Origin of the sequence: Micromonospora sp. NPDC047707, assembly GCF_040704235.1 — a bacterium.
In the GTDB taxonomy this organism is placed as follows: Bacteria; Actinomycetota; Actinomycetes; order Mycobacteriales; family Micromonosporaceae; genus Micromonospora.
The window spans coordinates 1-12219 of record NZ_JBEYSU010000010.1; the positions used below are offsets into that span (position 1 = coordinate 1).

Annotated in this window: 10 protein-coding genes; 1 reads left to right on the forward strand and 9 read right to left on the reverse strand. The window is 72.7% G+C overall.

The features are described from left to right. The 6 genes from AB0873_RS13695 to AB0873_RS13720 all read right to left on the reverse strand — a co-directional run. A partial coding sequence (locus AB0873_RS13695; protein ID WP_366600011.1) for an adenosylhomocysteinase occupies positions 1-526 on the reverse strand: 526 nt, incomplete at its 3' end. Positions 527-807: 281 nt separating this feature from the next. Beyond that, positions 808-1971 carry a mannose-6-phosphate isomerase, class I gene (manA, locus tag AB0873_RS13700; protein WP_366600013.1) on the reverse strand — a complete coding sequence of 388 codons (1164 nt, stop codon included), beginning with the start codon at positions 1969-1971 and terminating at the stop codon, positions 808-810. 3 nt (positions 1972-1974) lie between these two features. Then, entirely contained in the window at positions 1975-2961 is a 987-nt protein-coding gene (locus AB0873_RS13705) for a cation diffusion facilitator family transporter (protein WP_366600014.1), read from the reverse strand. Positions 2962-2998: 37 nt separating this feature from the next. Then, positions 2999-4195, reverse strand: a complete 1197-nt coding sequence (locus tag AB0873_RS13710) for an SIS domain-containing protein (RefSeq protein ID WP_366600015.1) — start codon at positions 4193-4195, stop codon at positions 2999-3001. After that, on the reverse strand, positions 4192-4377 hold the full coding sequence (locus AB0873_RS13715; protein WP_366600016.1) for a Trm112 family protein: 186 nt from the start codon (positions 4375-4377) through the stop codon (positions 4192-4194). The genes AB0873_RS13710 and AB0873_RS13715 overlap by 4 nt, the downstream gene beginning before the upstream one ends. Positions 4378-4439: 62 nt before the next feature. After that, on the reverse strand, positions 4440-5825 hold the full coding sequence (locus AB0873_RS13720) for a phosphomannomutase/phosphoglucomutase (protein WP_366600018.1): 1386 nt from the start codon (positions 5823-5825) through the stop codon (positions 4440-4442). Positions 5826-6095: 270 nt separating this feature from the next. Between AB0873_RS13720 and AB0873_RS13725 the strand changes: the two genes are divergently transcribed. Next, a complete protein-coding gene (locus AB0873_RS13725) occupies positions 6096-6566 on the forward strand; it encodes a hypothetical protein (RefSeq protein ID WP_366600019.1) in 471 nt (156 codons plus the stop codon). 83 nt (positions 6567-6649) lie between these two features. Here the strand turns inward: AB0873_RS13725 and AB0873_RS13730 are convergent, their stop codons facing one another. The 3 genes from AB0873_RS13730 to AB0873_RS13740 form a co-directional block, all read right to left on the reverse strand. After that, positions 6650-7747: a hypothetical protein gene (locus AB0873_RS13730; protein WP_366600172.1), complete on the reverse strand. Its 1098-nt coding sequence runs from the start codon at positions 7745-7747 to the stop codon at positions 6650-6652. Positions 7748-7964: 217 nt separating this feature from the next. Further along, the gene (locus AB0873_RS13735) at positions 7965-8294 is read right to left on the reverse strand and encodes a hypothetical protein (RefSeq protein ID WP_366600020.1); all 330 of its coding nucleotides are present in this window, start codon (positions 8292-8294) and stop codon (positions 7965-7967) included. Continuing rightward, positions 8287-12219, reverse strand: coding sequence for a toxin glutamine deamidase domain-containing protein (locus AB0873_RS13740; protein ID WP_366600021.1), 3933 nt, complete (start codon positions 12217-12219; stop codon positions 8287-8289). The genes AB0873_RS13735 and AB0873_RS13740 overlap by 8 nt, the downstream gene beginning before the upstream one ends.

The following is a 12219-nucleotide window of genomic DNA, read 5'->3' on the forward strand; positions in this document are numbered from 1 at the left end:
CACCCGCCCTCTCAAACTCCACACCCTTGTGCACCAACAACGTCGCGTCCCCACCGTCGTCGAGGATCATGTTCGGACCCCCACCATCCGGCCACGCCAACACCTGCTCCGTGCACCACCAGTACTCCTGAAGGCTCTCGCCCTTCCACGCATACACCGGCACCCCCGCCGGGCTGTCCGCAGTACCGTCCGGACCAACCACGACCGCCGCAGCCGCATGGTCCTGAGTGGAGAAGATGTTGCACGACGCCCACCGCACCTGCGCACCCAACGCCACCAGGGTCTCAATCAACACGGCGGTCTGAATCGTCATATGCAAAGAACCCGTGATCCGCGCACCCGCCAACGGCTGCGCCCCGGCGAACTCACCACGAATCGCCATCAAACCCGGCATCTCATGCTCCGCAAGCCGGATCTCCTTACGCCCAAACTCAGCAAGCGACAGATCCGCCACCTTGAAATCGCCCTCGGCGAGGGTGCTCGGCCGGGGCGTTCCGCTGGCGGACGCCGGGAGGGTGCTGGTCATGAAAGCTCCTGTCGGACGATGTGCAGCGCGACCATCCACCTTACGCGCGCATCCCGAGGGACCACCGCCCGGTCGGTGAACAGCGCACGGGGCGGTCGGTGGTGGACGGACTTTCCGCCCACGGGCCGGCCGCCCCGTGCATCCCCCCGGTTTGGTTCCCCGCGCGTTCTCGGGACCGTCGTCGCGATAACGCTGCGTACTCATAGAGTCACACTGCGCTGATACCGCGTCAAGCCATTCCGGGAAAGTCGGACTTGTTCGTTCGACAGGACCCGCGCCGCTCAGCGCAGGCCGCAGCTCGCGACGTACGCCTCACCCGCACCCGAGAGGTGCAGGTCACCCGCGGCAGCCGGGCCCACGGCGGCCTGCCCCGGCGCGAGCGCCACCTTGCCGGTCCCGTCATCGACCGTGAGCCCGCCAGCCCCGCAGAGCACCACCCGGGGCCCGGCCAGCGGCAGCGTCACCTCGGGCAGGTCCGCGCCCACCCGCACCCGGTGCAGTGCGAAGTCGTCCACCGGCACCGGCCAGCAGACCACCCCGGGCGCGACGTCGCGGGCACGCACCACCGGGTCGTGCAGCACCTCGAACCGCAGCACCCGGAGTAGCTCGTCCACGTCCACACGCTTCGGGGTGAGGCCACCGCGCAGCACGTTGTCACTCGCGGCCATGATCTCCACGCCCGTGCCACGCAGGTAGGCGTGCAGGTTGCCGGCCGGCATCCAGATCGCCTCTCCCGGCGCGATCCGCACGCGATTGAGCAGCAGCGCCACCAACACCCCGGGATCACCCGGATAGGCCGCCGCCAGATCGCGCGCCAACTCGGCGTCGAGCCCGCCGCCCGGCGCCGACGCCACGGCGGCCACCAGCGCGTCCCGCTCGGCGGCGGGCCAGGTCAGCAGCAGGCGTACGGCGTCGGACAGGCCCGCCGGCCCGGCGCGCAACGCGGTCAGCACCGGCTCCAGTGACGGTACGCCGAACGCGGCGAGCACCTCCGCCGACACCGCCGGATCACGGAAGCCGCAGAGCGCCTCCATCGACGACAGCGCCACCAGCAGCTCGGGCTTGTGGTGCGGATCCACGTAGTTGCGTTGCGCCTCGGGACGCGCCGCGTCAGCGGCGTGCCCGGCGCGGGCCTGGTCCGGGTCCGGGTGCGCCTGGAGGCTGAGCGGCGCGTCGGCGGCGAGCACCTTGAGCAGGAACGGCAGCCGGGTGCCGAACCGGTCGACCACCTGCTCGCCGAGCCAGTGCCCCGGCTCGGCGAGCAACAGGTCGACCAGGCTGACGCGGTCGCCGTCCCGGTCCACCGTGGCCGGAGCGCCCGGGTGGGCGCCCAGCCACAGCTCCGCCTCCGGCTCGTCGCTCGGCACCGGCCGCCCCTGCAGGGTGGCGATCGCCGATCGGGACCCCCAGGCGTAGTTCCGGATCGGCCCGTACAGCAGCTCCACCCGTCAGCCCCCGGACCGCCCGGCGGCTTCTCCGGGCCCGGTGTGGCCGGCGGCGCCGGAGTCGGCCCGGTCCGCGCCGGCGTGGTAGATGTCCGGCTCCAGGTAGATGACCCGGGCGGCGGGAACGGCCGTGCGGATCCGCGCCTCGACCGCGTTGATGCCACCGGCCAGCTCCTCGGCGCTGTGCCAGGTGCGGACGCCGATCTTCGCCGCCACCATCAGCTCATCCGGGCCCAGGTAGAGCGTCTTCATGTGGATGATCCGCTCGATCTCCGGGCCGGCCGTGATCGCCTTCTCGATGGCCGTCACGTCGTGCGCCTCGGCACCCTCACCGAGCAGCAGGCTCTTGGTCTCGATGGCCAGGATGACGGCGATGACCACCAACAGCACACCGATCATGGCGGTGCCGGCGGCGTCCCACCGCGAATTGTCCGTGATCAGCGTCATGCTCACGCCGAAGAGCGCGAAGACCAGACCGAGCAGCGCGCCGAGGTCCTCCAGCAGCACCACCGGAAGCTCGGGGGCCTTGGCCCGCCGCACGAAGCGCACCCAGGACTGGTTGCCCCGAACGCGGTTCGACTCCACGATCGCGGTGCGGAAGGAGAACGACTCCATCACGATCGCCACCACCAGCACGACCACCGGGACCCACTGCCACTTGTCCGGAGTCTCGGGGTGGGACCACTTGTGGTACGCCTCGTAGAGCGCGAAGAGGCCACCGACGGTGAACAGCACGATTGACACGATGAACGCGTAGATGTAGCGCTCCCGCCCGTACCCGAACGGGTGCTGCGGGGTGGCGGCGCGCTTGGCCCGCTTGCCGCCGAGCAGCAGCAGCGCCTGGTTGCCGGAGTCGGCGACCGAGTGGATCGACTCGGCCAGCATCGACGAGAGGCCGGTCAGCAGGAACGCGATGAACTTGGTGATGGCGATGCCGACGTTGGCCAGCAGCGCGGCGACGATCGCCTTCGTACCACCGTCGGCACTCACGCCGCCGCCTCGCTCCGCCGCGCCGTCTTGCGTTCGCTCACTGGTTCGCCAGCTCCTTCATCTCCGTGATGGCCGGGACGGCCATCGGGTCCAGCCCGTGTGCCAGGGCAAGGTAGATCGAGGCGAAGTCCGGGACCGCGACCAGAGAGGCGAGCCGCTCCAACGCGGAACCGCCCTCGGCGGTGACCACGTCGCAGCGCACGCCCCGCCGTTCGGCGAGCGTCTGGACGGCCTCCGCCCGCCGCTCCTCGACCGCGAGGGGCTCGTCGGCGTCCTCCTCGGGGTTGAGCCCGCCGTCCCGCAGCAGCACCAGCCGCAGCCGCGTGCCGGCGGGCCGCTCCTCGTCCGGGTCGGCGAAGATGTCCCGCTCCCCCTCGACCAGGCCGCCGAAGACACCGTCGAGGAGGCCGACGCGGCCCCGGCCGGCCTCGCCGAGCGCCCCGGACACGACCGGGTAGCGGGCGTTCGCCGACAGCGTGTCGCCGAACCGGCGGGCCGCGACGGTCGCCAGCGGTGACGAGCCCCAGACGATGGGAACGGAGCCGGCCAGGCCCAGCGCGAGCGACTTCGCCGGGTTGACGAAGGACTCGGCCGTCGGGCGGCAGCGGTCGGCGTCGGCGTCGAGCCGGGCCGCGGTCTCGGCCAGGTCCGCCTCGTTCACCTTCACGAGGCCGAGCGTACGGGCGGCGAGCAGAACCGGCACGGTGAGCGCCCAGAGGCTGGCCCGGGCCGGCGCGCGGCGGGGCACCGGGATGAACGGCGCGCGGGCGCGCTCGGCCACGGACTGGAGCTGCGAGTCCGGGGCGCCGACCGCGACCAGGCGGGCACCGCGCCGGTGAGCCGCCTCGGCCGCGCCGAGCGCCTCAGGGCTCCGGCCGGAGGCACTGACCGCGATGACCACGTCGGCGGCGCCGACCCAGCCGGGCACGCCGGCGCTGCGGTGCGGGATCACCGGGACCGGGCAGCGCGGGCCGGCGACCGTGGCGAGGACGTCACCGGTCCGCCCGGCGGTGCCGATGCCGGCGATGACGACCGCGCGTGGCCGCCCCTCGTCACCGAGCACGGCGAGGTTGGCCTCGGCGGCGAGTGCCGCCGACTCGCGGACCTGCGCACCCGCCGAGGCGATGTGCCGCAGCATTCCGCCCGGGTCCCGCTCGGCGAGCGCATCCGGGTCGTCGAGCAGGGCCTCGTCGGCGTCGCGGTGGCCGCTCACTCCGGCCGTACCGTCGATCACGACCGCTCCGCGGGGCCGCCGCGCGCCTCGTCGAGCAGCAGTACCGGCACGTCGTCGCGGACCTCGAAGATCCGGCCGCACTCCGTGCAGGTCAGCGTCTGCGCCTGGGCGTCGTAGTCCAGCGGGGCGTGGTGCGTGTCCGGGCAGGCGAGGATCTCGAGCAACTGCGGATCCAGGGCCATGGCACGGCTCCTTCCACGTGTGCGGCTTCACCGGACGGCGGTGCCGACCGGCGCACGCGATCTTATCGGCGAACCCGGTCGAGCACCTCGTCGCGGAGCGAGGTCATCCGCTGCCGGGTCGGCGCCTCCACGTTGAGCCGCAGCAGCGGCTCGGTGTTCGAGGCCCGCAGGTTGAACCAGGCGCCGTCGGGGAAACGCAGGGTGAGGCCGTCCAGCTCGTCCGCCTCCGCGTCGGGGTACGCGTCGCGCACCTCGGCGATCTTCGCCGCCTGGTCGGCCACGGTGGAGTTGATCTCGCCGGAGGCGACGTACCGCTCGTACTCGCCGGCCAGCACCGACAGCGGCAGCGACTGCTCGCCCAACGCGGCCAGGGTGTGCATCGCCGCGAGCATGCCGGTGTCGGCGAACCAGAAGTCCCGGAAGTAGTAGTGGGCGGAGTGCTCACCACCGAAGACCGCGTTGGTCCGGGCCATCTCCGCCTTGATGAACGAGTGCCCCACCCGGGAGACGACCGGCTGGCCGCCGTTCTCCCGGATGATCTCGGGCACCGCGCTGGACGTGATGAGGTTGTGGATCACCGTCGAGCCGGGGTGCTTGGCCAGCTCACGGGCGGCGACCATCGCGGTGATCGCGGACGGCGAGACCGGCTCCCCACGCTCGTCCACCACGAAGCACCGATCCGCGTCGCCGTCGAAGGCCAGGCCGATCTCCGCGCCGTGCGCGAGCACGGCCCGCTGGAGGTCGACCAGGTTCTTGGGGTCGAGCGGGTTCGCCTCGTGGTTGGGGAACGTGCCGTCCAGCTCGAAGTAGAGCGGCACGATCTCCAGTGGCAGGGCCGGCAGCGCGGCGTCACCGAGCACGGTCGGGACGGTGTACCCGCCCATGCCGTTCCCCGCGTCCACCACGACCTTCAGCGGCCGGATCCGGGAGAGGTCGACCAGCTTGCGCAGGTACGCCGCGTAGTCGGCGAGTAGGTTGCGCTGCTGCACCGGCGCGGTCGGGTCGCCGGCGGGCCGCGCCTCGCCCGAGTCCAGCAGAGCCTGCGCCCGGTCGCGGATCTCGGCCAGGCCGCTGTCCTGGCCGATCGGCCGGGCCCCGGAACGGCACATCTTGATGCCGTTGTACTGCGCCGGGTTGTGGCTTGCGGTGAACATCGCCCCGGGCAGGTCGAGCGATCCGGAGGCGTAGTAGAGCATGTCGGTGGAGGCCAGGCCCAGCTCGATGACCGTACGACCCTCGGTGCGGACGCCGGCGGCGAAGGCCGCGGCGAGGCCGGGGCCGGTGGCGCGCATGTCGTGGGCGATCAGCACCGCCTCGCCGGGCTCACCGGAGGCGTTGAGGACCTGGGTGAAGGCCACGCCCAGCGCCTCCGCCGTGCGCTCGTCCCACTGGTCCGGCACCGTCCCACGAATGTCGTAGGCCTTCACGATCTGGGACAGATCAGACACCGGTTCCGCTCCTCGGGCTGCAGGTCGTCAACGGCCTGAGCGTATCGGAGGGCGGCTCCGCGGCTGGGCTCAGGCGCGGAGCCGGGAGGTGAACTCGTGCGGCCACCCGTCGACGGGCCACGTCCGCAATTCCCAGAATAATTAGATTTGTGTATGCGGGGTTGCCGGGATTCCTTAACGCGCAATAGCCTCCGTTCCAGCGCCTGAGGAATGCTGCCGAACAGCATCCGCGCCAATCCCCGGTCCGGGCACCTTTATCGGTGTCGGGACGTGGCGTACCGCAATGCAGGCGCTATGGAAATGGGAGCAACCTTGGCACGAAGGAAGCGACTTCTCCGGCTCGCCGCGATGTCCGTGGCCGCCACGTCCCTGGCCGCCGCGGGAGCGCTGCTACCGGCCTCCCCCGCCGCAGCGCGGCCGCACGACTGCAGCCTCAGCGTGAAGATCAGCAAGGACCCGGGCTCGATGTACGCCCGGGCGGACGTGAACTGCCTGAAGAAGGAACACTTCGCTATTCGCATCTCCATCTATCGCGACGACTGGCACGGCAACACCTCCGTCGCCAGCCGGTACAAGGGCTTCCACGCCTCGGGTTACACGTATCTCTCGACCTCCGAGCCGTGTTCTGACGTCGATCCGAAGAAGAAATACCACGCGATCGCGAAGCTGTACGACACCCGTTTTGGTCCGGGCATCGAGGTCAAGGACATCAAGAGCACCACCGTGTCCGGTCACTGCTGACCGGCAGCAGGCGCCCGGCCGAATCACCGGCGCCCTGCACGGTTCCACCCGGGCGGGCGGCGCGCTGCGCCGTCCGCCCGGAGTCAGTCGGGCATCCGGGGCATGAACCGGGTGCGGTTCTCATCCCCGGCGCCTCCGGGCGTTCCGGAAGCCGGCGTGCCGTGCTGCCCGGGTACGGGAGGAGTCGACGGTGGCGGGGTGCCGTAGGGGTCCCGAGGGGTGGGGGCACCCGGCATCGCCTGGGTCGCATCCGGCGGGGCGCCGTAGAGGCCGGCGGAACGCTGGGCGGGCGGGGCTCCGTACAGGCCGGGCGTGGCCGGACGGCCGGTGGCCGGCTGCCCGTACACCTGACCGGGCTGGCCGGGCAGGACCGGCGGGCCCTGCGCCGAGCGGTAGGTGCTGCCACCGGAGGTCGGGGCACCGCTCCCCGGCTCCTCCTTGTCCTCCCGGAAGCGGCGGACCAGCAGGACGATCAGCACGATCCCGACCGCGACCATGGCCAGGCCGAAGAACATGATCGGGGACCCGCCGGACTCCTCGGCCGCCACCGGGCTGGCCGCCCCACCCGCGGGATTGGCGAGGGCCTCGACGGACGCCCCGTCCTCGGCGGCGGCCTCCGTCACGGCCGCGCTGGGGGTCGGTGACGGGGTCCGCGACCGCGACGGCGTGGGCGAGGCGGAAACCCGGCCACCGTCCACACGGGAGTTGTCGGACCCTCGACCCAGCACCTGCCCGACCGCGTTGGTCGCCTCGCCGACGACGGTCAACCGGCCGTCCGGTGTGCCGGCGGCGAACGCCACCCGGTACCGCACGGTGATGCTTTTGCCCTTGCACAGCCGCGGGTTCGCCGGGGAGGTGGCCGCCGTGCTCACCCCGCCCCCGCTTCCGGACAGCGCCACCGGGAACCAGCGTCCGCCCGCGTTGACCTCCACCCGGACCTGGTCGGCCCGGAGCCCGTCCAGACGAAGGGCGAGCGCGGTACGCAGCAGGACACAGCCGTCCGTACGCTTGCGCACCTCCACGGCGACGCCCTCAGCCGAGCCACCGGCCTTGAATCGCCCGGCGGCGCCCACCCGGACCGAGTCCTCGTCGGCGAGCGCCGGGGTCGCACCGAGAGCGACGAGGCCGCCCACCACCGCGCTGACCGCCGCGAGTCGCGCCGCGTGCCGCCGAACCGACATGATCACCTCGCCGTTCCTCCCCCAGGGACGGGGGTCCGCCGGTCAGGCTACTACCGGGGGTGGACAACGCCCGGTCATAGAGCGCTCCGGATGTGCCCCGCATTACCCTGCTGGACCGCCGCTGCACCCGCCCGCGTCCGCCCGTCTCGTGCCGCCCGCCCGGCCCGTTCGCCCGTCTCATGCCGCCCGCCCGGGCCCCGCCCGGCGCGCTTGCAGGTCAACGCCTGCTTGGCCGTCTGAGGCTCGACACGATCGTCAGGCCCATGGATGCTGCGGCCTCCTGGACCTCAGCCAGAACCTCTGCTGCCTGAGCCTCAGACAGTTCCGAGGGCATCTCGACATCGAGGCGCCACTCTGACGTGTCAACGTCCCGCCACAGTTCGACTTGGACCGACTTGTCGCCGATCGCCCTCGTGCCTTCGCCAAACAACTCGTCCCAGTCGTCCGTCAGCCTGCCCGACGCGCGCATGCCCAGCTTCGACCTGAGTTCATCGAGGCTCGACTGGTCAAGCTTCTCGCCGAGCCTGACGGCCCAACTGTTAATCACGGCCGCCCTCGATTCGCCAGTCGGAGTCTCTGAAATGGGACGATACGCCTAGGTGTGAGCGGTCCGGCGGCCCGGCACCCGTGAAGATCGCTGGCACAACGTCCCGGCCAAGGAGTCGCGTGTACTCGTCGGCCCATGCGAACAGGGCAGGGAAGCACAGTCGGGCGATCTTCTTCGTCACGAAGCCGTATGTCTTGTTGACGACCGGCACATCCGGAAAGTGCTGGGCACCCAACTCCCGCGCTCGGTCCACCATCGGGTCCGACGAAAGCTGGAAGTCATAGTCGCTCGGATCCTCCAGGCCCAACTTGTGCATAGAGTCGAACGGCCGCCGTACGGGTAGGTCACCGTCTCCCCGCCACGCGTCCAGCCGCGCCGCGGCTTCCGGACGTTCGGCCAACTCTTCCTTTGCCGGCAGCCGCTTATGAAGACCGGAAAAGAAGGCGGACGAGGAGCCTTTGAGGCGAACATCGGCCTGATTCGCCTCGATGCCATCTGCCTCGAGCGCACGGAAGAGATCCTTGGAGAGCCGATCGAACTCCTCTGGCGTCAAGCCGAGGGGCGCGATCCTCTCGGCCCACATCGCTACCGCCTCCGGTGTGATACCGAGGAATTCGCAGTCCCGTGGCGAAATCCGATACCCAGAGTCATCCGACGGGAGGAGCCCTCGCACGCGCTCCCAGTGCCCTTGACTCCCGCTCTCGCCCTGGCCTCGTCCCGGTTGTTCTCCTCCGGCATGGGCAGATTCAGGGTCTGCGGAGCCGGGGGTGGCGAGGAGGTGAACGCGGTTGAGGTACGGCTCGCCGTACCCCTGATGCTCGGTCGCCGGTGGGTACGCCGGCAGGTCCGGTCGTTGGCTGAACAGGCCACGCCGCAGCCCCGCCAGCGGCATCGGTTCGCCGTCACCGGCGAGGATGAGGACGTCCGCGTCGACGGCGTTGTACGGGTGCGGCACGCCCCGGTGGTGGCCCAGCGGTTCGTCGGCGATCTCGCCGGACTGCGGGTCGAGGTGGAGGACGGTCCCGTTCTGGTTCAACGCCACCCAGATGTGGGAGCCGCCGCCCTCCCACCGGTTGATGACGAACGCGAAGCTGCCGTGGCCGCCGACGAGCAACTGGTCGCGCAGGTTCCGGTAGCCGGTGTCGAGAACGCGCGCCCGCTCGGCCGGCGGCATCTCCGTCGGCGTCTCGCAGAGGCGCTGGAAGCGCCCGCCGGTGACGTCCTCGATCCGCCCCGGACCATCCGCCTCACCGTTGAGGGGCCGGGTGACGTCGCCGAGGGCGTACGCGTCGAAGGTGCGGGGTGCCGAGACCCGGGGACGCCCGTGCACCCAGGTGTCGAAGAGGGACAGGGTGCAGTCGACGCAGTTGATGCCGCGCGTCGGGTCGGCCTGCGGCCCGCCGTCGTTGACCAGCCCGAACCACCCGCCGACGCGCGGGTCCGCCGTACGGGTCACGGTGCCGTCGGACCGTCTCGGCATCCGCCGCTCCACGTCGCGCTGGTGCAGCGCCAGCGGCGGGCGCAGGCCACCTCGACGGTGGTACCGCCGGGTGCGGTCGATCGGCGGCGGATGGTCGTCGCCGGTCAGCGCCGAACGGTCACTGGTCCCGACCGCGCCGCGCGCAAGGTCCCCCACGTCGTCGTTGATGCGCTCGAAGTCGTCGCCGACGACCGCGACGACGCCCGGCGCCCGCGTCCCGGCCAGGACCGCGTCCGCGACATCCCGCTGCCGGTGGCACCAACTCTCGCGCTCGCGGCCCTCGGCGAAGATCCGCTCTGACACCGCCCGGTACCCGGCCCGGGCCAGTCGCCGGCTCTCGCCGATCAGCCAGCGCGCCTCGTCGTACGCGCGGTCCGCCGCCTGGCGCAGGTGGTCGGCGCGGTCCCGGCGGCGGTTCTCCTCGTGGTTGTTCCGCTGGTGCTCGAAGTGCCCCCGGTAGCGGCGCCGTTCGAAGGCCTCGTGGTCGGCGGCCCACCGCGCGGCGTACCACTCGGGGGTGCGGGGCCGGAGCGCTTCCGGTCCGACCACCAACGGGGCGTCCGACGGCCGGAGGGTCGGTGGCGGCGTCGGCGGGAGAGGTGGCGCGAAGCCGGTGCCGTGCCGGGTGTCCGGCCCGGCCAGCGGCGGCGCGCTCCCGGACCGCGTCACCGCGTCATCCGGGGCCGGCGTGTTCGGGCCGGTGAGCGGCGGCGCCACAGCACCGGACCGTGCCACCGGATCGGTGGTGACGGGCGGCGTCGGACCGGCGAGCGGCGGCGTCGCCGCGCCGGTCTGGGGCACCGGGCCAACCGGGACGGCGGCGACCGAGCCGGCGAGGGGCGCGGCGGCGGACTGCGCCACCGGGCCGGCGGTGACCGGTGACTGTCCCGCGGAGACCGGTGGTGCGGCTACCGGCGGACCGTCGGCACCGGCCAGCCCGGCCGAGGGCAGCGGCCCGTTGGCCACCGATGAGAGCGTCGGCGTCCCGGCCAGCGACGGCGACGCGTCGACCTGCATGGACGGCACGTCAAGCGGCCGGGACGGGGCGGCGACGGGCGGCTCGGCCCGCACCTGCGGCGGCTCCACCGGTCCCGCAGCCGCGGACACCACCGGATTCGACGCTGCCGCGGGGCTGGCGGTGTCGGGCCCGTCAGCCGTCGCACCAGCTACGGCCTCGGCCGGCCCAGCAGTCGTCGCAGGACCGGCGGCCTCGGCAGACCCGACCGCCACCGGCGGGACGGCGGGGCCGGCGGCCAGAACGCTCGGCGCGGACGCCATCCCACCGGATGCCCCACCCGCGTCCGCGCCGCCCACTCCGGATGCCCCTCCCACGTCCGTGCCGGGCAGGGCCCCGCCCGTCGACGGCGCGTCCGTGCCGACGGCGACCGGCGGGGCGAGCACGGATGGCGGCAGGCTCGTGCCGGCGAGGGCGCTGAGCCGGCCGTCGAGGCGGGCCTGGAGCGCGGCGTCCGCCTGGGTGGTGGCCGAGCCGCGGGCACCCGAGACGGCCGCCCGCGCGGCCTCCTCCAGGGAGGTCGGCCCCTGGCCGGTGGCGAGGCTCGCGGCCTGCTCGGCGAGCACCTCGCCGGTCATCTCGCGGGCGACGTGTTCACCGACGCGGGCGCCCCGGCCGGTCGCGTGCCGCCCCAGCCCGGCCAGCGGCGCCACCGCGCCGCCGGCCAGCCCGCCGACGGCGGAGGTGCCCAGCTCGGCCATGTCGAGGCCGTCCCGCCGGCCGGTGGAGTTCTGGTACGCCTGGGTGGCGAGGGTGACGCCGGTCTCCTCGCCCGCCTCGGCCAGACCGCCGGCGGCGGCCCGCCGGGCGAAGCCGCGGACGCCGCCCTTGCCGACGTCCTTGGCGGCACGCTCGCCGGCCTCCTTCAGCCCCTGCCGGAGGGTCTTGCGGGCGAGCTGCGCCAGGAGTCGCTTGAAGATCTGCTGGACGATGACGCGGGTGGCGGTGATCGCGGCGGCGGCCGCGGGTGAGGCCGCGCCGGCGGTCAGCACGGTGGCGACCGCGAGGCCGACCAGCTCGACGACGAGGATGCCCAGCTCGATCCAGACCTCCAGCTTGGCCGCCTCGATGTCGCAGCCGCACTCCTCGACGAGACGACCCAGGTCGGTGCTGACCGTCAGGAGCAGCGGCAGCGGGGCGTCGTCGCCCTCGGCCACGCGTCGCCAGGCGCCGTCGAAGGCCGCGGCGACCGCGCCGACCCCGCCGTACCCGGTGCGCACCTCCGCGGCGGCGGCGGCCGCGTCGGCGTGCGGGCCGGCGAGGACGGCGGCGACCGCGTACCACTGGTCGGCCAGGTCCCACACGGCACGTTCGTCGCCGTCCGGCCACTCCACACCCACGACCCAGTCCAGGGCGTCGTACATCCAGCCGGGCAGATCCCAGGGCGAGTAGTCGAGCGGGTGCGGAATCGGACTCGGCAACAGGGTCAT

What these genes read in the sequence shown, in the direction of transcription:
- AB0873_RS13715 (WP_366600016.1), bottom strand. Translation starts at nt 4,377, where the DNA reads ATGGCCCTGGATCCGCAGTTGCTCGAGATCCTCGCCTGCCCGGACACG.
- AB0873_RS13730 (WP_366600172.1), bottom strand. Translation starts at nt 7,747, where the DNA reads ATGTCGGTTCGGCGGCACGCGGCGCGACTCGCGGCGGTCAGCGCGGTG.
- AB0873_RS13740 (WP_366600021.1), bottom strand. Translation starts at nt 12,219, where the DNA reads ATGACCCTGTTGCCGAGTCCGATTCCGCACCCGCTCGACTACTCGCCC.